Annotated in this window: 16 protein-coding genes; 7 read left to right on the top strand and 9 right to left on the bottom strand. The window is 37.8% G+C overall.

Annotated features, from left to right (window positions below; translation table 11 throughout):
* Positions 1-16: 16 nt before the first annotated feature.
* The gene (locus LVD16_RS05995) at positions 17-1,282 is read left to right on the top strand and encodes a Pycsar system effector family protein (protein WP_233773016.1); all 1,266 of its coding nucleotides are present in this window, start codon (positions 17-19) and stop codon (positions 1,280-1,282) included.
* Here the strand turns inward: LVD16_RS05995 and ppk1 are convergent.
* From ppk1 to LVD16_RS05975, 4 genes are all read right to left on the bottom strand, one after another.
* A complete protein-coding gene (ppk1, locus tag LVD16_RS05990; protein ID WP_233773015.1) occupies positions 1,272-3,341 on the bottom strand; it encodes a polyphosphate kinase 1 in 2,070 nt (689 codons plus the stop codon). The genes LVD16_RS05995 and ppk1 overlap by 11 nt on opposite strands.
* Before the next feature lie 98 nt (positions 3,342-3,439).
* Positions 3,440-6,343 carry an endonuclease gene (locus tag LVD16_RS05985; RefSeq protein ID WP_233773014.1) on the bottom strand — a complete coding sequence of 968 codons (2,904 nt, stop codon included), beginning with the start codon at positions 6,341-6,343 and terminating at the stop codon, positions 3,440-3,442.
* Between the two features lie 75 nt (positions 6,344-6,418).
* Positions 6,419-8,089 carry a choice-of-anchor J domain-containing protein gene (locus LVD16_RS05980; RefSeq protein WP_233773013.1) on the bottom strand — a complete coding sequence of 557 codons (1,671 nt, stop codon included), beginning with the start codon at positions 8,087-8,089 and terminating at the stop codon, positions 6,419-6,421.
* Between the two features lie 19 nt (positions 8,090-8,108).
* The gene (locus LVD16_RS05975) at positions 8,109-10,649 is read right to left on the bottom strand and encodes a TonB-dependent receptor (protein WP_233773012.1); all 2,541 of its coding nucleotides are present in this window, start codon (positions 10,647-10,649) and stop codon (positions 8,109-8,111) included.
* A 222-nt stretch (positions 10,650-10,871) separates the two neighbouring features.
* Between LVD16_RS05975 and LVD16_RS05970 the strand changes: the two genes are divergently transcribed.
* The 5 genes from LVD16_RS05970 to LVD16_RS05950 all read left to right on the top strand — a co-directional run bounded on the left by LVD16_RS05970 (position 10,872) and on the right by LVD16_RS05950 (position 15,914).
* On the top strand, positions 10,872-13,406 hold the full coding sequence (locus LVD16_RS05970; RefSeq protein ID WP_233773011.1) for a M14 family metallopeptidase: 2,535 nt from the start codon (positions 10,872-10,874) through the stop codon (positions 13,404-13,406).
* Positions 13,407-13,525: 119 nt separating this feature from the next.
* Entirely contained in the window at positions 13,526-13,933 is a 408-nt protein-coding gene (locus LVD16_RS05965) for a DUF4783 domain-containing protein (RefSeq protein ID WP_233773010.1), read from the top strand.
* Between the two features lie 62 nt (positions 13,934-13,995).
* Complete coding sequence (nadC, locus tag LVD16_RS05960) at positions 13,996-14,853, top strand: carboxylating nicotinate-nucleotide diphosphorylase (protein WP_233773009.1); 858 nt, start codon at positions 13,996-13,998, stop codon at positions 14,851-14,853.
* A 33-nt stretch (positions 14,854-14,886) separates the two neighbouring features.
* Positions 14,887-15,360 carry a YcxB family protein gene (locus tag LVD16_RS05955; protein ID WP_233773008.1) on the top strand — a complete coding sequence of 158 codons (474 nt, stop codon included), beginning with the start codon at positions 14,887-14,889 and terminating at the stop codon, positions 15,358-15,360.
* A 62-nt stretch (positions 15,361-15,422) separates the two neighbouring features.
* Positions 15,423-15,914, top strand: a complete 492-nt coding sequence (locus LVD16_RS05950) for a regulatory protein RecX (protein ID WP_233773007.1) — start codon at positions 15,423-15,425, stop codon at positions 15,912-15,914.
* Here LVD16_RS05950 and LVD16_RS05945 read toward each other — a convergent pair.
* Complete coding sequence (locus LVD16_RS05945; RefSeq protein ID WP_233773006.1) at positions 15,911-16,537, bottom strand: DUF4230 domain-containing protein; 627 nt, start codon at positions 16,535-16,537, stop codon at positions 15,911-15,913. The two genes, LVD16_RS05950 and LVD16_RS05945, sit on opposite strands and share 4 nt — an antisense overlap.
* 79 nt (positions 16,538-16,616) lie before the next feature.
* Here LVD16_RS05945 and LVD16_RS05940 point away from each other — a divergent pair, with 79 nt between their 5' ends.
* Positions 16,617-20,342 (top strand): hydantoinase B/oxoprolinase family protein, encoded by a 3,726-nt coding sequence (locus tag LVD16_RS05940; protein ID WP_233773005.1) that lies wholly within the window; start codon positions 16,617-16,619, stop codon positions 20,340-20,342.
* Here LVD16_RS05940 and LVD16_RS05935 read toward each other — a convergent pair.
* From LVD16_RS05935 to LVD16_RS05920, 4 genes are all read right to left on the bottom strand, one after another.
* Positions 20,331-21,179, bottom strand: coding sequence for a S66 peptidase family protein (locus LVD16_RS05935; RefSeq protein ID WP_233773004.1), 849 nt, complete (start codon positions 21,177-21,179; stop codon positions 20,331-20,333). The two genes, LVD16_RS05940 and LVD16_RS05935, sit on opposite strands and share 12 nt — an antisense overlap.
* 93 nt (positions 21,180-21,272) lie before the next feature.
* Positions 21,273-21,806 carry an OmpH/Skp family outer membrane protein gene (locus LVD16_RS05930; protein WP_233773003.1) on the bottom strand — a complete coding sequence of 178 codons (534 nt, stop codon included), beginning with the start codon at positions 21,804-21,806 and terminating at the stop codon, positions 21,273-21,275.
* Positions 21,807-21,828: 22 nt separating this feature from the next.
* Positions 21,829-22,359: an OmpH/Skp family outer membrane protein gene (locus LVD16_RS05925; protein ID WP_233773002.1), complete on the bottom strand. Its 531-nt coding sequence runs from the start codon at positions 22,357-22,359 to the stop codon at positions 21,829-21,831.
* Positions 22,360-22,408: 49 nt separating this feature from the next.
* Positions 22,409-25,102 (bottom strand): BamA/OMP85 family outer membrane protein, encoded by a 2,694-nt coding sequence (locus tag LVD16_RS05920; RefSeq protein WP_233773001.1) that lies wholly within the window; start codon positions 25,100-25,102, stop codon positions 22,409-22,411.
* Positions 25,103-25,105: the final 3 nt, after the last annotated feature.

The raw sequence follows: 25,105 nt of genomic DNA, 5'->3' as shown, positions 1-25,105 counted from the left end.
TATTACATTAGAAGCCATGTTTGAGGAAACGGAACTGATTCGCAAATCAAAAGAGTACGCTACAAGCCTTCTGAAGAGTTTGCCCAAAGGATATCACTATCATAACCTGGATCATACCAGAGATGTAGTGAAAGCTGCCAGGGAACTTTGCGAAAGAGCAGAGCTTCCGGCTAAAGAAACGGAGCTAGTTACTGTTGCAGCCTGGTTTCACGATGTAGGTTATACTCAGGGTAAGGAGCGTCATGAAATGAACGGCTCCAAAATAATGGCCGATAAACTTGCTGAATGGGGTGTAAGCACTGAGGATATTGAGAGGGTGAAATCCTATATCAATGCCACAGAAATGCCTCAAAGCCCTGACTGTTTAGCCGCTCAAATTTTATGTGATTCCGACCTTTATCATCTATCCACCAAGGAGTTTAAAAACCGCACAGAGGACTTACGAAAAGAGTTACACGCCGTTCACGATGTTAACTTCGCTCCTAATGACTGGTACATTCGAACCCTCGAATTTTTAGATAAGCATAAATATTTTACGGAATATGGCACAAACGTGCTGGAAAAACGTAAACAGGAAAACCGAAAGTGGTTAAAAGCAAATTGCGCAGATTATAAAGACGAGGAAATAAAGAAATTGGAAGATAAACTAAACAAGCTCAAAGGAAAGACCAAGGAAAAGGAAAAAGGCGGCAAAAAGGATAAGAATGGAAAAAAAGATAAAGGCGATAAAGAGGTTAAAGTAAAAAAACCAGATAGAGGTATTGAAACCATGTTTAGGATTACCTCTAAAAATCACCTTACACTCAGTGGGATGGCTGATAACAAGGCCAACATCATGATCTCTATTAACTCCATTATTCTGTCTGTATTGGTTTCCGTACTGTTCAGAAAATTTGAGGACTACCCTAACCTAATCGTCCCTGGAATGATATTAGTTGGAGTATGTTTAACCACTATCGTTTTTGCCGTTTTGGCCACCAGACCGAATATTTCCTCAGGAACATTTACGCGTGAAGATATAGAGCAGAGAAAAACTAACCTTTTGTTTTTCGGCAATTTCCACGGCATGGAGCTCGACAATTACATGTGGGGTATGAAGGAAATGATGAATGATTCAGACTTTCTATACGGCAGCATGATCAAAGATATTTACTTCCTGGGCATTGTACTTGGCAAGAAGTACAAAATGCTCAGAAAGTCTTATAACGTCTTTATGTTTGGCTTTAGCACTGCTGTAATAGCATTCATCATTGCCTTAGTATTTTTCCCAGTTAAACACTAGTCTCCTTCTTCTCTAACCACCTGTGAAAATCTACCTGAGCGTGTACTTTCGGTTGATGGTCGTTTATTCTCACGTTATTTAGATTACTGTCTAACAAACAGGCTTTTACATTATCCTTTAGCTGAATATCTAATAATTTCATTATCTCCGACTTTAATAGTGGATCTAATATTGGGAATACCACCTCAATTCTTCTGTAGAGATTCCTTTTCATCCAGTCAGCAGAACCTTGATAAAGAAGATCATTTCCATTATTGTAGAAATAGAAGCATCTGGAATGCTCTAAATACCTATCTACAATTCGTCTTACGGTAATATTCTCACTAAGGCCGGGCACTCCAGCTCTAATACAGCAGATCGCTCTAACTATTAACTCAACTTTCACCCCCGCCTGACTAGCTTCATACAGCTTATCAATCATGATATGATCCTGTAGGTTATTGAGTTTAAGGATAATATGACCTTTCTTACCCGCCTGTACATTTTCAATTTCCTGATCTACCAGAGACTTAAAGCGGTCAGTGATATTGAATTGAGCTACTAATAGTTCTTTAAATTCAGGGATCTCCTCTTGCGACTTCAGATAAGAAAATACGTTATTCAGCTCATTGGTAAGTGACTCATTTTTAGAGAGAAGCGCTTCATCAGCGTATATTTCAGCCGTTTTTTCATTAAAATTCCCGGTGCTAAAATAACCATAATTCACGCTTTCACCCTCTTTATTTTTCTTGGTAATCAGAGCTACCTTGGCATGCACTTTTAATCCTGGTATGCTATAGATTATAGTAATTCCAGCTTGCTCCATCTTTTCAGCCCAGATAAGGTTATTTTTTTCATCAAACCTTGCCTTAATCTCCACAAATACAGTAACCTTTTTACCATTATTGGCAGCACTAATCAACGCATTACTAATGAATGAGTTAGCCGCTATTCTGTAGAACGTAGCCTTTATTTCAGTCACATCAGGATCTAATGCAGCTTCATTGAATAACCGCAGCACATAATCATAGCTCTGGTAGGGAAAGTGAAGCATCACATCCCCCTGATCTATAGCAGAAAATATCGATTTTGAGTTTTCCAGTTGGTGCTTTCTTATAGTCTCTAAAGGTTCATTCTCCAGCTTTGGCTTTAATGGATTTGGCAGCTGAAACAGGTCATGCATATTGTGGTATTTACCTCCTGCCACCACATCATCGTCGTCTAATTCAAACTTATCCTTTAGAAACTGAAGTAGCTCCTTCGGCATATCACTATCATAAAGAAAACGACTAGGCACCCCAAGATTCCTCTTTTCTATTTGCTTTCGAATTTTCTTTACCAGATTTCCCGAATATTCGTCGTCTATATTTAAATCTGCATCTCTGTTCAGCTTCACTGAATATGCCCCTAAAACTTTATAATTAGGGAAAAGAAAATCTAAATTCTCTCTGATAATATCATCTATCGCTATGTAATAATAGTATCCATCCGTTTTAGGCAGCTCTACAAACCTTGGGAGTTCATTCGTCGGAATATTTAAATGAGCATACTCTATTTCACCATGCTCATTCTTTAAAATTATGGCAAAATAAAGCTCTTTATTATTTAAATATGGTGTTTGACTATTGGGCCTGGTAAGAATAACCGGTTGCATATAAGAAAGTATCTTACTCTTAAAATAATGCGCGGCCGGAGCATTATGAGCCTCTATAATTGGTTCATCCCGATAGAAAATTACCCCTTCCTTTTTCAGTTCAGGAATAATCACCTCCCGCTTTATTCTACCAAATTCTTCCTGCTGCTCATGAACTTCTTCATGAATTTGTTCTAATATCTCCTTAGGACTGCTATTATATTTTTTATTGAACTTCTTGTTGATCTTTTTCTTATCGATATCAACAATACTTCTGATTGAAGCTACCCGAACTCTAAAAAACTCATCAAGATTAGATGAATAGATAGCCAAAAATTTAACCCTTTCATAGAGAGGCACATTCTCATCTGCTGCCTCCATTAAAACTCTCTTATTGAAAGAAAGCCAACTTAGCTCTCTATCATAGTACTTATCAATTTCCTCCATTTTATATTTTAACAATCACGTTGGCTGAAAGTTGAAGAAAAAACAAAAGGCTACCTCAAAACATGAAGTAGCCTTTTTGTTAACAAATTGTTTATTTATTACTCTTTGATGACTTTTATAGTATAAGTCTTTGATTCAGAGGTAATAGTCAATAGGTATAAGCCTGATGCAAAGCCGCTAATATTCTCAGCTACTACATCTGCACCTTTTTTATTTACAAGAATGTTTCCATTCACAGTCATGATTTTGTACTCAAATGATGCTCCGCCTGTTGACTCAATGTATAAAACATCAGAGATTGGGTTAGGATAAGCAGAAATTCCAGCTTCAATGAGTTCATCAAATCCTGTTACATCACCTGGATCAGGGCCCGCGTTGAATATCAAATCCTCCTGCGTTCTTGGAGAAACCTGGTAATCATTCTGGAACTGACCAACAATACCGATTAAATCAAAATTATCAGTTGGGATGCTCTCACCTACAAGCGGGTGATTGCTATCACCTATTCTAAAAGTAATATCATTAGAACCATCAGTAATAGTGAAATTACCGTCAGAACCGCCACCAGCAAATACGCCTGTTTCTTTAAAGCTTACATTTTTAATAAGTACCAGCTCTGATTCATAGTCCTCATTCACTTCAGCAATGGTCACCTCCTGAGGCTCTGGTAAAGCAACATTATGCTTTAAAATCTCTATGGTTATCGGTGATTTAGAAATTTGAAGCAAGTTGTTATAAGAATCTAATATCCCAGAAACAAGAATACTATCACCTTGAGCCAGATTAGCAGATTCATTTCCTGCATCAAAGCTTCGAACCATTATGCCCGCGGTTCCGTCGTAGATGACTCTGTTATTAGCATTATTATTTCCTGCATCTATAACCACACCTGAAACCATAACAACAGCATCTAAAGATTGTGTTCTGGCCTCCGCAATAGTCATGACTTCAATTATTCCCTCTTCTCCTACTACCTCAAAGCTTTTACTCTCCGCTCCCGTTGAGGAATGAGATACCATAGATGTAAAAGAACCTTCTTGAAGAGGTGAGAATCTTAAATAAATTTGATTGGTCTGCTGATCACCTTCTTCATTGGTAATATTTAATGAATTAGTCCAGTTTTCATTATCTAATGATAAAGAAAAAGGAGCTTCAACTGTTACGGTTACGTCGTCATCTAAATCATAGCCGAATAGTGCATAGACCTGAGTCTTGGAGGAGCCAGCCTCTACTACTCCAAAATCCGTATCAAAAGAATCTAAATTTAGTGACAATAAAGGTTCTTCAGAAGTATTAAAAATCAAGTCATCAGACGTTCTAGGAGATATTTGATAGTCACTTTGGAATTGCCCTATAATACCAATAAGATCAAATGTACCAGACGGAATAGGTTGACCTACTAAAGGGTGATTACTATCACCAATTCTAAAAGTGAAGTCATTTACTCCATCTGTAATAGTAAAGTTACCACTTGAACCTCCTCCAGCAAAATTGCCTGAATCCTCAAATCTCACATTCTTGATTAAAACGAGCTCAGACTCATAATCTTCATCAATATTAGCAATTGTTACCTCCTGAGGTTCCGGTAATTCAACACCTTGCTTTAAAACCTCAATAGTTATTGGTGACTTAGATATCTGAAGAAGTTCATTATAAGAGTCTAATATACCTGAAACCAGAATACTATCGCCTAGACTCAAATTGGCTGATTCATTACCCGCATCAAAACTTCTCACCATTATGCCGGCAGTTCCGTCATAAATTACCCTATTATTAGCACTATTATTTCCAGCGTCTATTACCACACCTGACACATAAACCACTGCATCTAGCGGCATTGATCTGGCCTCTGCAATCGTCATTACCTCTATAGTACCTTCTTCACCTTGTACCTCGAAGCTTCTAGTAACCGCACCTGTAGTAGAGTGTGACACTGTAGAACTGAATGCACCCTCTTCAGTAGGGGAGAATCTTAAATAAATTTCGTTAATCTGCTCTTCACCTACTTCGTTATTGATAGTCAATGAATTAGTCCAGCTTTCATTATCTAATGATAAAGAAAAAGGAGCCTCTACTGTTACAGTGACATCACCTTCAAGGTCATAGCTATTCACAGCATATACTTGTGTTTTTGATGAACCGGCTTCCACTAAGCCAAAATCTGCATTAAATGAGTCTGTATTTAACAACAGTAAAGGTTCATCAGCCGCTCCATACACAGCAGCAACCCACTCTGGATGATCCACAAATGGGTTTCTATTCTCCTGCCATTCAAATACGGCATTATTCCTATCAATTTCGCTTTGGTCTACAGGATCGAGATTATGCCATTCTAATAGTGTATGTAACACCCCGAGTTCCGGATCGCCTGAGTGACTAATTCTATCGACAAGTTCTAAGTCCAATACACTACTTTCGTATCTCACATCCATGTAAAAAAGCATTCTTGCGACATCACCTTTTACCTCATCCTTGGGCTCCCAAAAGTTATCATTAGTATAAGTGTCTGGTGCTTCTCCTTCTTCATTTGCCTCGGTGTGAGGGACATTATTAAAGTCTTTATTACTTCTATTCGTATTGACTGAAGCATCAGAGGGTCTTAAATGATGAAAATCGGTATAGGCCGTATCTGATTCCTCTGGGAATCCATGAGATTTGGCCCATATATGCTCTCTGTTCCAGTCATTCCCACCAATACCTATATCCGCGAAGTCCATTGATCGGCCTGAATAAAAAAGTAATATGTTCCCTTGAATTTGAGGATCGGCATCTGCCTCTGATATAAAATCTTTTACCTGGCTGTATGAAAAACGTTTGTGATTTCTAATGATGTTGTGAAGAATTAACTTCAATTCCTCTCCTGACTCTCCTTCTGCACCTATGTAGTAGTTATCTGGTATTTGAGAATAAGCAGAACCTATTATTACAACTAAAAATAAAATTAAAGCTGAAAAACGCCTCCATATCGGCTTATTCTCAAGTGAAAAAATAAATTTTACCATTTTTTAAATTGTCTATATCTTTAAATAAGAAAGGCTGCCTTATCGGGCAGCCTTTCTAAGATGTGTTATCTCACGTTAATTAACAGGCACGTAATTACCTTCGCTATTTAGAATAAGATGAGTAGTCAATAGACCGCTTGGGTAACTATCGAAAGAAACCAAGTATTTCTGTCCTACTTCACTATTAGGAAAATTCTTCTTTAAGATAAACCCAACAGCTTCATCTATCTCAGCCAAAGTCCAGTTGTATGTACTAAAATTACCGTAAGTAGCTAAGTTATCTCTAGCTGCAGCTGTTCCCAGTTCTTCATTCTCTGCCACTGCTGAAAAATCGTCAGTCGTAAAAGTATACCTTATTGTATTATCAGGAACCCAAACACCATTCTCTTTTCCAAATTGCAATTCTGCCTCTATCTCACTAGCATACCCACTCCATGAACCTTCTAAGAAGGTATAGACGTTACCTCTGGTTTGCAACCCTCCGGACGAGCTTGAGTAATACTTATAAACAACAACTATTTCTTGCTCTTCCTGTGCATAAGGATACTTCTGTGTTAAGAATGTCGGAATATATGAGTCAGCCGGTGTTGAACTACTAAAGTTATCATAAGCTCCAGGCGCTCCCATTGCATCATAATCATCAGAGTTTAAATAATAAACCGCATCTTGATCAACCATTGACCATTTACCAGACTCTGCATTATAAGTATAGAATAAGTTCTTATAATCAAGACTCGTAGACTCACCAATTAGAATAGAGCTAACTTCCCATGTAGCGGCATCAGATGATGTGGAGGTATACTTAAATGCTAAATAAACTGTCTCTCCAGCATAATCACTAATATCAACCTTTGAATCAACAAATGTCCAATTATTTCCTGCAGGCCATGTGTCAAATTCTAGCGAAGTCCATGTAGGCTCACCTACAACACCATAATCTGTAGAAATTAACACTGCGATATCCTCTCCGAAGACTGCAGAAGTACGGTAGTTGATAGCATGATTAACAGTTAGGTTACCACCTGCAAAACCACTAAGATCAATAGCGGGTGTAATCAAATAATCAAAATTTTCATTTGCACTGCCAGCAAAACCGCTAATTTTAGCAAAACCATCTCCTGAATAAGAGCTCCATTCCCACTCTTGATCTCCTGTTACTGAGACTGCGGCAAATGGATTAAAGCTAGCCGCATCATTAAAGTTTTCTGAATAGACACTAGTAGTCTGACCATATGCAGTGGATGAATAGGAATAGTTAACTGCCACTAATTCCCCATCTTCCGCATCCTTTAATGTATCTGACAATATCGATGGAATATAATTTTTAGCTGGATATTGATCATTCAAATATTCATACTTGCCAGCATCAGTTGAAATACCTTCATAATCTTCCTTCGTCAATTGATAATTATCAGCTCCAGTATACTGTGAAACCGACTCAGAACTTCCTCTATAAAGATTGTATTTTACCGTTATTGATGAGCCATTACCAAGTTGAGGATACAATTCTTCTAAAATGTAAGGAACATATTGCTTCGCTTCATCCTCAGATGAAAAATTATTATATGTACCAACTTTAAAATCCTCAAGCAATGCGTAGTCATCTTCAGTTAGTGTAATGGTCAACTCTTTATTGATTGAAGATTCAGCTTCAATCTGATCAATTTCCTCTTCTAAAGGGTCACAAGCCGTCATTAAAGCTAATGACAAGAATGATAAACCGAATATTATGTTAAATCTTTTCATTTCTAGCTTATCTTATAGATTAAAAATTAATTTTAAGACCTAAATTCCAAGTTCTACCAAATCCGTAATATACAGTAGAATTAAATGCATTACCATTGTCATTAGCATCAGCAATATACTTTGTATTTGCTATGTTATAAACATTACCAAACAATGAAGCATCCATGCTACCCAATTCAAATTTGTAAGTAACAATTGCGTCAAAAAGTCCATAGGCAGGAACCTCCCAAGCATCTGTTACATTTTCGCTCGTTCTCGCTACAGGGCTAAAAGATGCATAAAGGTTATCATAATAATTATAGTCCATTCCAATAGTAAAGTCCTTAATAAAAGTATATCTAAAACCAAGGGCTGCAGTTGTCTGAGCAGCATCACCAACTTTCAAATCTTTGATATAGATATTTATAGGATCACCAAGTTGCTGACCATCTTCATCTTGCACAGTAGCATTTTCTACATTATTTAACCATCTCCAGTCACCTAGTGATAACATACCAGTTAATTGGAAGTTTTTAGTCAAAGAATATGCAGCATCAACCTCCACCCCTTGGTGCAGTGCGTCAATACCAGTGATGTTTAAGTAATAGATTTGATCACCCACAGGTATAGTCCTTGCTTCCGCCTTATCTATCCACTTTGTTCTGTAAACATTAATATTAGCTGTGAAATTAGAGCTACGATACCCATAACCTAATTCAGCACTAAAAATCTTTTCATTAACCGCATTCGTATTAGCATCATTTGAAGTTCTGCTCAAGAATACATTTCGAAAGAATGGAGCCTTCTCGAAATATCCAACATTAGCAAAAACATTGTGATTTTTAGTTAGATTATAATTTGCGCCACCTTTAATCTGATATCCAAAAAAGTTAACTGTTTCAGATTCCTCATTTTCAGGGGTTGCTTTAAAATATTCAGCTCTTGAATAAGACGTGTTTGATGCAGAAACTGATAAGAACGCAGAAAGAGCATCTTTAGTGTATTCAACTTGAGCAAAAGCTCCTTCCCACCATACTATACCGTCATAGTTGTAGTTGTACTTATCTCCTTCTTTTAGAGCTCTATTAGGATTGTTGATATCATCATTGTTCAAAATATAATCTGCTCCTAATAAATCTGTAACCTCATAATAGTGTGATCCTCTGTAATACCTCAAGTCAAGTCCACCTAATAACTTCAAATCAGGTGTAAGATCGTAGTTTAAAGATGATAAAACACCATACCACTTATGGTCATTGTTAGAAGAGCGCAACCATGAATCTGCATTACCGTCAGCAATAGCCTGATTTTGCTCAACAAAATAATCTAAATCGATGGGATCATAAGCTCCACCAGTAGTAACACTTTTATCAAGGTTCCCACCAGTACCACCACCACCACCAGTTCCAAATGAAGCATACACTGCAGTAGATAACTCAGCTCTGTCACTCATGGTCCAATAGTGATTAAGAGATAATTGAGGTTTATGATAGAAATTATCCTCAACAGAAACAACTTGGCCATCTTTATATCCCCAATCAGGATTATATTTAATTCCACTTGGCGCTTCCTCATATGTCTCTATTGTTCTAGAGCTTGTTCTTTGACCATGACGCTGCTGAGTACCAATTGCTGTGAAAGTAACTTCATGCTGGTCGTTAATCTTTTTTGCTATGTTTGCATAGTACGCAAAACCCAAAAATTCAGTTCCATCAACGTAACCATCTCCGGCCGTACGGGATCCTGATAAAGTTAAAGCCCAACCATTATCGGTTAAACCAGTATTGATACCAAAACCGATTTTGCTGTAAGCGTCATTACCAGTTCCAAGATATAATTTACCCCCTTTTTCAAAATCACTAGCCTTAGATATTATGTTAATTGTACCGCCAATAGAAGGTACTGCAACTTTAGAAGCTCCAAGCCCTCTTTGCACCTGAATATTTCTAGCAGCATCCGTTAAGCCGGCCCAGTTAGACCAGTATACGTTTCCATTTTCCATATCATTAACGGGAACACCATTAATCAACACAGCAACATTCTCATCGTTAAAACCTCTTATGTTTACACGGCCATCACCATATCCACCACCAGTTTTTGTGGCATAGACACCTGGAGTAGATTTTAAGATTTCAGGAAACTCCTGACTTCCTATTTTCGCTTCGATCTGAGACTGCTTGATCGTAGAAACTGCAACTGGAGTTTTTCTATCTACTGCAATTGATGCGATTACCTGCACCTCATCTAGACCTATTGCATCAGTAGCTAAACGAATTGATCCAACATTTGCATCTTGACCTGAGGACACCTCCACACTCACTTCCTTAGTTTGGTAACCAATAAAAGTTAACACCACTGTGTTTGTACCCGCATTAACATTACCAATCTTAAAGTTACCTTCCAGGTCTGTAGTAGAACCCTTAGTGGTACCTTTTACTACAACGTTAGCCCCAATTAAGGCCTCACCGTTGTCCGCGTCCAAAACCTTACCGCTGATAGTCCCCGTTTGGGCCAGGGCAGCAAAGCTCGTCATCACTAGTAAAGTGACAACAGTAATTCCCAATCGTAAAAATTGCTTCATTCCTTGTTTGTTTGGTTTGAAAATAGATTAATTAATTACATTAATAATTTTTGCGCCACAAATATAAAGTATATAATGATTTACCTTTCGCTTGAGAAGTTTATCTTAATGAAAAATAAGCTTCTCTAATGTTAAGTTAATGTTAAGAATTATTTCCAAATCTTATATTACGCTTATTTTAAGGCACTTTCACATTTTATGACAGGCTGAATATAGCACCTTATGAAAACAATTTCCACTCTTTTGGTTACCATTTTAGTCGCTATCGTTTGCAACGGGCAATCTTTAGATTTGAATTACTATTTTTCACCATCTGTAAATTTTCTTACGCACGTACCCACACCCAAATCGGTGATAGGATATGAGGTTGGCGAACAACATGTTAGCCATGATAAGTTAGTTCAATACATGCAGTTACTCTCAGAGAGCTCAGACCGAATTACTCACATCAACTATGGTGAATCTAATGAACACCGGCCGCTTATGGCTCTCTTTATCACCAGCCCTGAAAACCATAAAAATCTTGAGACACTAAGAAACCAGCATGTTGACTACGCACTTGGGAAAAGCTCAGAAAAATCTCCACTGGTGGTGTACATGGGCTATAGCATTCATGGTAATGAGGCCAGCGGCAGTAATGCAGCGTTATTAGCAGCCTATTATTTAGCAGCGGCGCAAGGGGAAGAAATCAATCGCCTTTTAGAAAACACCATAATTATACTTGATCCTAGCTTTAACCCTGACGGCCTCCAAAGATTTGCTAACTGGACCAATTCTCGAACAGGTTACACCATGAACCCGGATCCTCAGAATATAGAACAAAATGAGCCCTGGCCCAACGGCAGAACCAATCACTACTGGTTCGATTTGAATAGAGATTGGTTAACCGCACAACAACCAGAATCTCAAGGGAGAGTGGCACTTTTCCAAAAATGGAAACCCAACATACTTACTGATCATCATGAAATGGGCTCAAATGCCACGTTTTTCTTTCAACCAGGCATTCCATCACGAAACAACCCGCTCATCCCTGAAATAACCTACAACCTCACTCATAAAATTGCAGAGTACCACGCTTCTGCTCTTGATAGTATCGGATCATTGTATTACACTAAAGAAAATTACGATGATTTCTATTTCGGCAAGGGCTCAACTTATCCTGATATTCAAGGTGGCATAGGCATTTTATTTGAGCAAGCCAGTTCAAGAGCTTATGCACAAAACACTGAGCATGGCGTACTGAAATTCCCTTTCACCGTTAAGAACCACTTAAACACCACCTTATCAACCTTAAAGGCAGCACTATCTTTAAAAGATGAGTTAATCAGCTATCAAAGAAATTTTTATACTAAAGAAAATACATCACCTGTTAAAGCATATGTATTTGCCTCTAAAGATCAGCATAGAAATTATCATTTGGCTGAGCTTATTAACAGGCATGATATAGCAGTTTACCATAGCAAGGATGATAGAAAAGTCAATGGCACTTCATTTAAGGCTAACGAAATCTATGTGATCCCCACTAGTCAGCCACAGCAGACTTTGATTCAGACTATTTTCGAAAAGAATCTTTCTTATGAAGACAGCCTTTTTTATGATGTTTCTGCATGGACCATGCCTCTGGCCTTTGGAGTAAAGTATGAAGAAGTTAACAAAAACATTCCCAGCTCCAGTCTCGGTAAGAAATATTCTCCAGATCAGAAACCTCAAGGCAGCATCATTGGTGGTGTTTCTGAATACGGTTATATTTTTGAATGGACCGACTACTACTCACCAAAGATATTATACAAACTCCTTAACAAAGGATATAATTTAAAAGTTGCCACTGATTTTTTCAGTACCAGCAGCTACGATTTCAAAAGAGGGGCCATTTTCATTCCTGTAACGCTACAAAACATATCCTCCAGTATCATTTACGGTCAGTTAGAGCAAATCGCCTCAGAAGAAGGAATAAACATTCATGCCGTTCATTCAGGATTAAATTTTAATGGTGTAAGCCTGGGCAGTCCATCTTTTGAAACTATCCACAAACCCAAAATAGCCATGCTAATTGGCAGTGGAATAAGTAGCTATGATGCTGGAGAAATATGGCACCTTCTTGACAAAAGGTTTGAAATACCGGTTAGTCTAATTGATAAAGACCATTTTAATAGAGTAAATCTTAATAGCTATAATACTTTAATCATGCCTGACGGCACCTATAGCGAACTGAATAATACTACTATAGAAAATTTAAAATCCTGGATTAAAGCCGGCGGAACAATCATCGCAACGGAAAAATCACTTTCATACCTCGCAGGTTTAGGCTTAGGCAAGTTTGACTTTAAGCCTTCTGATAATGAAAAGCCAGAGGGTTCACTCTCTTATGCGAAGATGGAGAGGTATAAAGGAGCCCAACAGATTGGCGGCGCAATTTTCAACACAAAAGTTGATCTGACTCACCCATTACTTTATGGTTATGAAAATGAGAACGTACCCGTATTTAAAAGGAACAGACTGTTTTTAAACCCTTCAAATAATCCATTTGCCAATCCTATAAGTTTTACAGAAGCTCCACTTCTAAGTGGTTACATATCTAAGCCGAATCTAGATAAAGTAGGGGGAAGTTCCGTCGTCGGCATTTCACACTATGGCAAAGGCTGTATAATCGGTTTTACTGAAGACTTAAATTTTAGAGCTTTTTGGTACGGCACGAACAAAATATTCTTAAATGCTATTTTCTTTGCGCCATTAATAGACAGAGGGGCCGACCGTTAATATTAAAAACTTTAAGCAAGTTGCTTACAAGCTTTGATTATGTTAATTTGGAAATTCCGTTTACTAGTGATTTGGCATAGTTTTAGCCTCATCAGAAATGTAGAACTTTTCAAAATCAGATGAACAGTAAAAAACACAGTGTAATATTTGGCTTTATTTTTTCTTTAGGAATACTTTTTTCATTCAATTGTAGCGCTCAGGGAGACATTATCAATGATGTGAAAGAAGCCATTAAGACTGGAAGTTCTAAAGAGATTGCCAAATTCTTTAATCAAAATGTAGATGTAACGCTGGACGGTGAGATGCAGAGCTATAGCAAAACTCAAGCAGAGTTTGTGATGAAAGATTTTTTCAAAAACAATCCACCAACTAGTTTTACCATTGTTCACCAGGGAGCATCTAAGGGTGGATTACCCTATGCAATCGGCCAATATTTATCAAATGATCAGACTTATCGGGTTTGGGTAAGGATAAAAAGCTCAAGCAATAAATACCTGATCCATGAAATAAGCTTTATAAAGGAATAGAAGAAAGTTTCATTTCTATAAATAAGCACTGATTAAATCAGTGCTTTTTTTATTTTTGCACGATGGAATTGACCTACTTAACAGAGGAATCGATAAAAAGCTTCATCTCAGAAGCTATGCAAGAAGACGTGGGTGACGGAGATCATTCTTCTTTAGCCTCAATACCTGAAGGTACGCAGAGCGAGGCAAGGCTGCTATTTAAAGATGATGGCATTTTGGCAGGAATGGACCTTGCAGAGAAAATTTTCAACCATTTTGATCCTAGTCTTTCACTTACGATTTTGAAAAAGGACGGCGAAGAGATCAATAATGGGGATATTGGCTTAATTGTAAAAGGATCTGCCAGATCTATTTTAACCTGCGAGCGCCTTGTGCTTAACTGCATGCAGCGCATGAGCGGTATAGCTACCTACACGCATTATTTATGTGGACTTATCGCTGGCACTGACACTCAAATATTAGATACCAGAAAAACAACGCCTAACTTTAGGCTTCCTGAAAAGTGGGCTGTTTCAATTGGAGGTGGTAAAAATCACAGATTTGCTTTATATGACATGATCATGCTCAAGGATAATCATATTGATTTTGCCGGCGGCATTGAAAAAGCTATTCATGCCACACAAGATTACCTTAAGAAAACAGGTAAGAAACTAAAAATTGAAATAGAGACCAGAAACATCCAGGAAGTAAGAGAGGTTTTAGCTGTAGGCGGTGTGGATATCATCATGTTGGATAATATGATGCCTTCTGTAATGAAAGAAGCCATTAAACTTATCGATGGCAAATATAAAACTGAAGCCAGTGGCGGCATTACTGAAAAAAGCATTCGTGAGGTGGCAGAATGTGGCGTTGATTACATTTCTGTAGGAGCGCTCACACACTCGGTGAAAAGTCTTGACATCAGCCTAAAAGCTAACTAAAACATTCGCATTTAATTTATTTTCAAACATATCATGATTGTAAAAACAAAAAAATATAAACTAGAAAGCAACACATATATCAAGCTTGGTTTATTAAATGTATTGAAACAACAGTGGTGGGTATTTCTTATTGCTCTTGCCATCTGCGCCGGATATTTCTGGATTCCAAATATGTGGTGGATCATTGGTGCAACCATAGCCCTTGTTCTTTATATTCTATTTTGGGTTATTCAGTTTGCAGGTGTTACACAGCTGGAACAAACCAAAATGCTATTTGAAAAGCTTTCTTACGAAATCAATAGTCAACAAATACTTATTAAACTGAATCCAAGACAAGGAATGCCTATTAAATGGGATCAGGTAAAAAGTGCGAGCATCGGAAAAGATCATTTATTACTAATCATCAATAAGGCTCAGCTAATACACCTGCCTTTCAAGATTTTTAATAATGACAATGAAAGAAAATTTGTTGAAAGCATTCTGAAGAGAAAAAAACTTGTGAAATAAAAATCACAAAAGACTTATTGAAGGCTCTCTATTAAAAATGAGAGCCTTTTATTTTTAAGCCAATGGAATACAACGAGCATAATAAAAAGCCCCGCAGAACTTTTACCATGAAAGAAGCAAAGGTAAAAGCAGCTGATTTTTGTGCTTATCAGGAAAGAACTCAACAACAGGTACGTGACAAACTCTACGAATACGGACTTTATCAAGATGAAGTGGAAAACGTACTAACTGATTTAATTACTGATGGCTTTATTAACGAAGAGAGATTTGCCAAAAGCTATGTGGGCGGTAAGTTCCGAATGAAAAAATGGGGTAGAGTAAAAATAATGCAGGGACTAAAGCAACATAGGCTATCAGACTATTGTATTAAAAAAGGTATGGAAGAAATTGAAGAAAGCGATTATTTGGAAGCTCTTCACCATATCATTGATAAGAAAGATGCTGCGTTGAGCGAAACCAACATGTTCATTCGGAAACGAAAAATAGCTAATCACGCTATTCAAAAAGGTTACGAGGCAGAGTTAGTTTGGGATATCCTGAGAGACATGGCTTAGTTAAGCTCAATAGTCGTTGCAGGTATATCATCTGTCAAGATTACTACTTTACCACTCATCTCTTCCAGCATCGGCTTCATAATAAGCTCTGCATTGGCCCTGGTTTGATCCAAAATACCAGAATTCATAGCTGCATTTCTAATTTCACGCTCAGCATTTTTGTAGGCCTTTTGGATAAATGCCTTCTCATCCTTTAATGGATTTGTTTGCATATCATAAATCTTAGTATTCTCCATATCAAGTTTATAATAGCAAATTTCCGGAGCAGGCAGCCGCATAAATATAGTATCCTGCTGAATGGAAATATCCTTTTCCTGAACTTTTGTTAAGTCAATACACCCAACAGCATGACCGGCACTGATTAGTGCAATCTTTGAGTCCGGCCCTAACTTGAACAGTCTGAAATATTCCTTACTAACCTGTTTCAACTCAGTTATTTCCTTAAAGTTGTACCTGACTAATTCCATCTTACCCAGCGATTCTACCTTCTGAAGTATCGTACTATTGCTAATAATTAACTCAGATTCCTGTTTTTCATCACGATTATCCCAATAAAGCCAAAAGGCCAACACCACTGCCAGAAACCAGGGAAACACAAATATTAACATTCTTACGGTACGCATACTCTAAATAACTTTCTTAATCTCTTAATGTATAATATATTAACGTGATATTTTGTTCTCTTCGTTTACAACTACTGATATGTGGCAAATTTTTATTGATACTGGTGGCACTTTCACAGATTGCATTGCTATAACCCCGGAAGGATCTACTAAAAGACTAAAAATACTGAGCAGCAGCCGACTGAAAGGTAAAATCATCAATAAAATTGACGACTTCAAGTATCAGGCTGAAATGCATTGGCAAATAGCTGATGACATTTTTAAGAATTACAAACTCAGCCAAATTGGCAATCAAGATGATCATCTTATTGACTCGATAGATTTTGAAAACAGCATAATAACATTTCAGAAATCCACCAGTATAAAACCTGGTGACTTTACTCTTACCAGTGGTGAAGAAGTGCCTATACTGGCCAGTAGAATTCTCACTTCCACGCGCCTAAACCAAGACCTTCCCCCTATTGATATGAGATTGGGCTCCACTAAAGGAACAAATGCTTTACTAGAAAGGAAAGGAGCAGATGTAATTTTTCTCACTACCAAAGGCTTCAAGGATCTTATTGCAATTGGCTCACAGCAGCGTCCTCATATTTTCAGTTTAAATATTCAAAAGCCAAAACCACTTTACAAAGATGTGATTGAGGTAAATGAAAGATTAGATAACGACGGGTTAGTTGTTACAGAACTCACTCAAGATCACCTATATAGATTAACCAACACTTTAAAGTCTATTGATAAATCAACTTCGTTTGCTATTGCATTCATGAATAGTTATCAGAATAACGTTCATGAAAACCGATTAAAAGAACTTCTATTATCACAAGGCTTTAGCAACATTACCTGCTCCTCAGCTATTTCCAGCAATATAAAAATACTTAGTCGTGCCGAAACAGCTGTTGCCAACGCCTACCTGCAACCTGTAATTGAATCTTATCTAAATGGCATATTAGATAAACTTGGTGAGAGTCATTTAAGAATTATGACGAGCGCCGGAGCCATCGTTAATGCCGATCATTTTACCCCTAAAGATAGCTTACTCAGTGGTCCCGCTGGGGGAATTGTGGGCGCAAAGACAATAGCTGAGCTATCAGGATATAGTAAAATTATCACTTTTGATATGGGCGGCACCAGCACAGATGTGGCTATATATAACGACGGTTACGACTATCAATACGAAACCAAAGTAGGTGATGCCACTATCCTTAGTCCAGGTTTATCCATTGAGACAATTGCTGCCGGGGGCGGCTCCATCTGCAGCATAAAGGATGATATTATGAAAGTTGGCCCCGAAAGCGCTGGTTCTACTCCAGGACCAGCATGCTATGGTGAAAATGGTCCACTTTCTATAACTGACATAAATCTACTGAGCGGGAGAATTGTAGAATCTAATTTTAGCATTCCTTTAGACAAAGAAGGCGCAAGGCTGGCATTGGAAAACATGGTCGAACTGAATGATGAAAACTTGCTTGCTTTCCTGAACATCGCCAATGAAAAAATGGCGGAAGCCATTAAAAAGGTTTCTGTAAAAAAAGGATATTCTCCATCCGATTATGCACTGGTTACATATGGCGGAGCCGGAGGACAGCACGCTTGCGCTATTGCCGAATTATTAAATATAAAAACCATTATCGTCCCTTACGATGCAGGTTTACTAAGTGCTTATGGAATAGGAAAGGCAGACATTGAGCAGTTTGCAGAAAAGCAAATTCTAGAAGCATACCAGCATGAAAAAAACTCGTTAGAAGCTATTTGGCAGGAATTAGAAGATAATGCAAGACATACTCTTTTAGACCAGGGCTTTGTAGAAGAGAAAGTCTATATCAAGAAAAAACTACTCTATTTAAGATATAAGGGACAAGAGGCCACTGTGGAACTAGAAATCACTCCAGGCCTTAATATTCAAGAGGCCTTCTATTCTAAATACGAATCGGTATATGCCCACAAATTAGAACACAGAACCATAGAGATAGAGTCAGCTAAGCTGATAGCCGCTGTAAGCCCTGATTTGTTTAAAACGGAGAAACAAAACATCTCAAAGTACAGCCCTACTGAAGACGGTTCTCAATCATGCCTCACAAGTACCGGACGGACGGATGTGAACTACTACAGATGGGAAAAACTACAATCAGGGGCTAATATTACTGGTCCTGCAATAGTAGTTAGCAATAACTGCACTCTATTCATAGAAAAAAATTGGTCTTTCCACATTGACCAACATAATAATGCTATACTTAATAAAGATGAAGATCAGTCGAAATTAGAAAGCATGGAGCAGCCAGAAATGGCCAACTTGGAACTTTTTAAAAATAGATTCACAGGTATTGTAGAGAAGATGGGAACGCAATTACAGCGAACCTCATTCTCTGTAAATATTAAAGAAAGGCTGGATTTTTCATGCACATTATTAGACAAAGATGGTTTTCTCATTGTAAATGCTCCACATATTCCGGTGCACTTGGGAAGCATGGGTATTTGCGTGCGAAAAGTTATTGAGGAAATAAACCTTGAGCCAGGAGATATTATCATAACCAATCACCCGGCATATGGAGGCTCACATCTGCCTGACATCACTTTGATTACAGGCGTGTTTATTGATGGTCAATTAATTGGATACCTGGCTAATCGAGCGCACCATGCTGAAATTGGTGGTAAAACCCCCGGATCGATGCCCACCAATGCCACTTCTCTGGAGGAAGAAGGGGTTATTATAAAGCCTCAACATTTATCAAAAGGAGGCGAATTTCAGTGGGGAAATATTAAAAAAGTCTTCTTAAACGCCAAATATCCGACAAGGTCCATCCAGGAAAACATGGCTGATTTGGAAGGGGCAGTAGCGTCACTTCAAAAAGGCATTCAAGAATTAGAGTCGCTTTGTACGCAATTCGGGACCACTACTGTGGATGCATATATGCAAAAATTAAAAAACTACGTGGATAAAAAGCTTTGGCAAAAGTTAAGCGATAAAGAAGGGACATCATACTCAGCCACCGAAGAGCTTGATGATGGTTCCATTCTTGAGGTCAAAATCAGTTTTGCTAAAAACAACGTTACATTTGATTTTACAGGAACATCTCCAACCCATCCCAATAATTTAAATGCCACTGAAGCTATTGTAAATAGCGTGGTCCTCTATGTACTACGGCTCCTTTTAGACGAAGAGCTCCCGCTCAACGAAGGCTTAATGGAACATGTAAACATAATATTACCTCACTGCCTGCTCAACCCTAATTTTAAAGAAGGGTCTCCAGCTGTTGTAGGTGGAAATACCGAAGTAAGCCAAAGATTGACAGACACTCTTTTAAAGGCTCTGGGAATGGCAGCCTGCAGCCAGGGAACAATGAATAATGTGCTTTTTGGAAATGATCATTTCGGATATTATGAAACCATTTGTGGAGGAGTGGGAGCTGGAGATGGCTTTGACGGAGCAGATGCAGTGCACCAACATATGACAAACACCAAAATTACAGATCCTGAAATAATGGAAATGAGATATCCGGTAAGGCTCAATAAGTTTGAAATTAGAAAAGGCAGCGGTGGATCAGGTAAGTGGAGAGGTGGAGATGGTATTGTAAGGGAAATTAAATTTCTAGAACACCTAAGACTGACTCTATTAACACAGCACAGAATAAAAGAACCTTACGGTCTGGAAGGTGGTAAGTCAGGTTCAGTAGGTATACAAACTATCTGCAAGCCTGGAGAAAATCCGTATCAATTAGACTCGTGTGCCTCTCTAGATGTGGAAAAAGGTGATGTCTTAACCATATATACACCTGGAGGTGGTGGCTTTGGTAACTCAGCAGACTAATTTAACACTGTCAGTATTGACATTCAGATGGACTACCCTTCCAATGGGTAGTGCCAGGTGATGTGGTTCATGCCCGGCTGGAAATTGAAAACACACTGGTACATGATTAAAATAGCGCAGTACCAATTCATAGAAATTCTTTCCAAACGGGATTTGTGTATCCTTCATATCAGAAAAATCTCCCAGCATAACCCCGGCGAGATTGTTAAACTTGCCTGATCTTTTCAATTGCATGAGCATCCTGTCCACCTTGTATAGGTATTCATCTATTTCCTCTATGAATAGAATCTTTCCATCCGTATTTATCTCAGTATTGGTACCGAGACTTTCAGCTAGCAGGGATAAATTCCCACCTATTATCTTAGCAGAAACTTCGCCTTCTATATTATGATCATTTGGGCTAATGAGATATTCAGTGCGCTCTTCAAAAAGCAGTGCTCTCAAGCTGGCTAATGATTCTTCTACACCCGAATAACTAAATTGAACAGGCATCAGCCCATGGATACTTTCAAAGCCTACTTTATCTAGAGCTAAATGTAGCGCAGTAATATCACTAAATCCTACGATCCACTTTGGGTGTTCCATGAATTTAGTAAAATCCAAATCATCTACAATTCTGGTCATGCCATATCCACCCCTTGCACAAAAGATAGCCTTGATGGACGGGTCATCTAAGAAGCTTTGCAATTCAGTTAACCGCTCCTCATCTGTTCCTCCAAAATAACCATCTTGATGAAATAAAGATGAGCTTTTAACCACGTTCAAGCCCCATTCAGTTAGGACTTCAAAAGATAATTCAACCTGGTCAGGAGTAATCATTCGTGATGGTGAAATCATACCGACTCTTTGACCTTTTTCTAATTTTGGAGGTGTTATTGACATAACAAAAAAGCCCCTAAAAAGGGGCTCATTTAAGATTTCTATATGTTATTATTTCGAAGCTGGAGTAACTCCCATTTTCTTCAAAACTAAATCACTAATATCAAATTTCGCATCTGCGTAAAGAACAACATCAACACCAGCAATCTGTCCATTTAACACGTAAGCATAACCATTTTCTTTAGCTACTGCCTCTATGTTATTACCAATTTTCTCATAAACTGGCTGCATCAAATCCATTTGCTTCTTCTGCAATGAGCTCTGAGCATCTTGACGGAATTTTTGAATTCTTTGCTCTAGTTGTGCTAATTCAGTTTCTTTATCCTGACGAATAGCTGGGTCCATTGTAGCTGCTCCCTGCTGATAAGCCTGTAATTTTTGTTGATACTCCTGATACTTCGCCTCTAACTGATTTTGCAATTGAGTATTATGAGTATTTAGGTCTGCTTCTATTGTTTTAGAGTCCGGTAATTGACTTAAAATATAATCAACATCTGCATAGGCAATTTTCGTAGTTTGAGCATTTACTGAAGCAAGCCCTAGGAAAGAAAAAGCTATAAGGGTTAAAAATAATTTGTTTTTCATGATATATTCTAAATTAAACATTCTACTTTATTACGTCGTTCGGATCGCCAAGTCCCAGATCATCTAACACATAATCTGTATAATCGTGTCTAGGATCAGTATAAATCATCACCAATTCACCGGCCTTATCGAACATAATAGCTAAACGCTGCTCCTTGCATACATGTTCTATGGCTTCAAAAACCTTATCTTGAACAGGCTTTACAAGTTCCTTTTTCTTCAAGAAGAATAAACCTTCAAAACCAAAAACTTTCTTCTGGTATTCTTTCAGTTCATCCTCTTTTCTTTCGATCTCGGCCATGCGATCTTTCTTCATTTCAGCGGTAAGCAAAACCTCTTCAGCCTGTAGTTCATTGTACATAGCTTCGATGTTTTTAGACATCTCTTTGATTTCATCTTGCCACCCCTGAGATAGCTTTTCCATCTCAGCTTGAGCCTCTTTATATTCTGGCATTTTGCTCAGGATATAGTTGGTGTCGACATATCCAAACTTTTGGCCGTAAACATTAATTATCGAAAATAATGCCAGAAATAAAAATAGAATCTTTTTCATGGTTTAGGATTTTGATGAATTAACGTTTATACGATCATTTTATTGATTACTATCTTATTTGCTGACCAATTGTGAAATGGAACTGAGCTCCACTTCTTTCAGTTTGACCAGGTAAAGTATCAAAGCCATAACCCCAGTTTATACCAATCAAACCAAAGGCAGGCATAAAGATTCTAGCCCCAAATCCAGCAGATCTATAATTTTCAAAAGGATTAAACTCCTGATAGTTGTCAAAATTATTACCGGCTTCAGCAAAAACAAAACCATAGATTGTTGCCGCCTGACCTGTAGTGACCGGGTATCTAAGCTCTAAGCCAAACTTATCATAAACAATACCACCCTGAATCTGATTTTGTCCTACGGTAGTGTAAGGTGGAGTTATAGAGTTATTCTCATAACCTCTCAATCCAATCACATCAGTACCTAGTACAAAGTTTTGTCCAGCAAGTCCATCCCCTCCTAACTTAAATCTTTCGAAAGGACCAATACCTGCTTTCTTCCCGTATGACCCTATAAACCCAAAGTGAGCTTTAGCTTCTAGCACTAACTTACCCACTAAATTCAGATAATACTTAGAATCAAACATCCACTTGTGATATTCGATCCATTTATACTTATCTACAGGGCTAGCATTATCATAATCAATATCTCTCCATGCTGAATAAGGAGGAGTGAATGTAGCACTTAATGAAATAGTAGAGCCTCCCATCGGATACATAGGGTTGCTTACACTATTTCGAGAGATCGTAGTATTAAAGGCAATACTATTAGCATTACCATTAGAGAATCCAAGACCTCCAAATTGATAATTATTCAAACCATAAACCATATAAGAGATGGAATTGGTCCACATGAAATAGTTATCTGGCCATTGAAGTCTCTTTCCAAGACCAACTGTAATTCCTTTCACTGAAATATGAGCATTAAACTCTCCATACGGAGGCAGATAGGCGTTGCCATCTTCATCATATTCTGTAAAGCGACTTCTTTGAATAGAATAGTTACCACTCACAGTAAATGAGTTAGGCTTCTTTCCTCCTAACCATGGTTCTGTAAATGATACAGAATAGTTCTGATACTGACGACCCGTAGCCTGAACACGCATCGATAACTTCTGTCCATCTCCAACTGGAATCGGAGTGAATTTCCCTTTAATAAGGTTTCTCATTGAGAAGTTATTTAGAGAAAGTCCCAAAGTACCAACGAAACCAAGCTGACCTCCCCAGCCTCCAGATAATTCTATCTGATCACTAGATCTCTCAACTAAATTCCATTCTATATCTACTGTACCATCCGCAGGGTTAGGCTTTGGAACTGGATTAATTTGCTCTGGATCAAAATAGCCTAACTGACCAAGTATCTGCTGAGTTCTGATCAAGTCTGATCTACTAAACTTCTCACCAGGGATGGTATACAATTCACGTCTAATTACATGATCTCTGGTTCTTTCATTACCAGTTATAATAACATCTTTAATAGTAGCTTGTTCACCCTCGTAGATTCTCATTTCTACATCAATCGAATCACCTTCAACGGCCACTTCCACTGGATTAACTCTAAAGAATAAGTATCCGTCATCCATGTAAAGCCCACTGATATCAGCTCCTTTTGGGTTAAAAGTAAGCTTCTTGTCAATCAACTCCTTATTATAAACATCCCCTTTCTCTATGGCGAGTACGTTATTTAATGTCTCATCACTATAAACAAAGTTTCCAGTCCAGATAATATCCCTGAAATAGTATTTTCTTCCTTCTGAGATTTCAATATCAATATTTATAGAATTCTCATTATTTACATAAACTGTATCTCTAACAATCTCAGCATCTCTATATCCTTTAGAATTATAAAAAGCTATGATCGCATTCTTATCATTCTCATATTCAGACTCGATAAATTTAGTGGAGTTGAAGAAGTTAAGTTTAACGTTATCATTTAAAAATGCCTTAAGCTCAGAACCAGATACTTCGTAGGTAGAATCAACAAAGCTTTTAACATTTTTAGGGTTGAAGGCTCCAACCACAACCTCTGCGGCTCTTTTAAATAAAGAAAGTCTAACTCTCTCGTTAGTCTTCTTCATTTTCTTTTTAATTCTATTGTCGTCAAACTCTTCGTTACCAATGATGTTAATTTTGTTAACCTTAACCTTGGCCTTTGGGTTAACAACAATACGAAGCTTAACTCCATCAGTATTTATAGTGTCTTGCTGTTGAATAACCTTTACATCAGCATATAAAAATCCTTTTTCTTTGTAATACTTTTTTACCGTTAACTCACTGTTACGGATAATCGCATCACTTAGAATCCTACCTCTAATTAGGTTTAAATCTTCTCTGATATCACTTTCCTGACTTTTCTTAGTCCCTTCGAAAGTAAAGCCCGTTAATCGAGGTCTTTCTGAAAGCGCTATATTCAAGTAAACTTGCTCCCCATCTACTTTGTCAATCTCTATAGACACATCACCCACCAAACCGTGTTTCCACAATTTTCGGATTGCTCCACTAATGGCATCTCCGGGTACTTTAATCTTATCACCTACCTTCAATCCACTAAGAGAGATCAAGGCATTTTTGTCTAAGATTTTAAGTCCTGTAACCTGAATATCAGCAATGGTATATTCCTTTGGGTTAGAGTAGTTTAAACCACCTTCGTCTTGTGTTGTTCTATTCGAACGTCTCCTGAATTGGGCATCAGCAGAGCCTATAAATAAAAAAATTAATAATAGGAAGAGTAATGTCTTTTTCATCAA

The sequence above is a fragment of the Fulvivirga ligni genome, from assembly GCF_021389935.1.
GTDB lineage: Bacteria > Bacteroidota > Bacteroidia > Cytophagales > Cyclobacteriaceae > Fulvivirga > Fulvivirga ligni.
The sequence above is the reverse complement of the archived record's forward strand: the minus strand, read 5'-3'. Positions and strand labels throughout refer to the sequence as shown.

Coding starts and splice junctions, on each gene's coding strand:
- LVD16_RS05995 (WP_233773016.1), top strand. CDS start 17: ATGTTTGAGGAAACGGAACTGATTCGCAAATCAAAAGAGTACGCTACA.
- ppk1 (WP_233773015.1), bottom strand. CDS start 3,341: ATGGAGGAAATTGATAAGTACTATGATAGAGAGCTAAGTTGGCTTTCT.
- LVD16_RS05985 (WP_233773014.1), bottom strand. CDS start 6,343: ATGGTAAAATTTATTTTTTCACTTGAGAATAAGCCGATATGGAGGCGT.
- LVD16_RS05980 (WP_233773013.1), bottom strand. CDS start 8,089: ATGAAAAGATTTAACATAATATTCGGTTTATCATTCTTGTCATTAGCT.
- LVD16_RS05975 (WP_233773012.1), bottom strand. CDS start 10,649: ATGAAGCAATTTTTACGATTGGGAATTACTGTTGTCACTTTACTAGTG.
- LVD16_RS05970 (WP_233773011.1), top strand. CDS start 10,872: ATGAAAACAATTTCCACTCTTTTGGTTACCATTTTAGTCGCTATCGTT.
- LVD16_RS05965 (WP_233773010.1), top strand. CDS start 13,526: ATGAACAGTAAAAAACACAGTGTAATATTTGGCTTTATTTTTTCTTTA.
- nadC (WP_233773009.1), top strand. CDS start 13,996: ATGGAATTGACCTACTTAACAGAGGAATCGATAAAAAGCTTCATCTCA.
- LVD16_RS05955 (WP_233773008.1), top strand. CDS start 14,887: ATGATTGTAAAAACAAAAAAATATAAACTAGAAAGCAACACATATATC.
- LVD16_RS05950 (WP_233773007.1), top strand. CDS start 15,423: ATGGAATACAACGAGCATAATAAAAAGCCCCGCAGAACTTTTACCATG.
- LVD16_RS05945 (WP_233773006.1), bottom strand. CDS start 16,537: ATGCGTACCGTAAGAATGTTAATATTTGTGTTTCCCTGGTTTCTGGCA.
- LVD16_RS05940 (WP_233773005.1), top strand. CDS start 16,617: ATGTGGCAAATTTTTATTGATACTGGTGGCACTTTCACAGATTGCATT.
- LVD16_RS05935 (WP_233773004.1), bottom strand. CDS start 21,179: ATGATTTCACCATCACGAATGATTACTCCTGACCAGGTTGAATTATCT.
- LVD16_RS05930 (WP_233773003.1), bottom strand. CDS start 21,806: ATGAAAAACAAATTATTTTTAACCCTTATAGCTTTTTCTTTCCTAGGG.
- LVD16_RS05925 (WP_233773002.1), bottom strand. CDS start 22,359: ATGAAAAAGATTCTATTTTTATTTCTGGCATTATTTTCGATAATTAAT.
- LVD16_RS05920 (WP_233773001.1), bottom strand. CDS start 25,102: ATGAAAAAGACATTACTCTTCCTATTATTAATTTTTTTATTTATAGGC.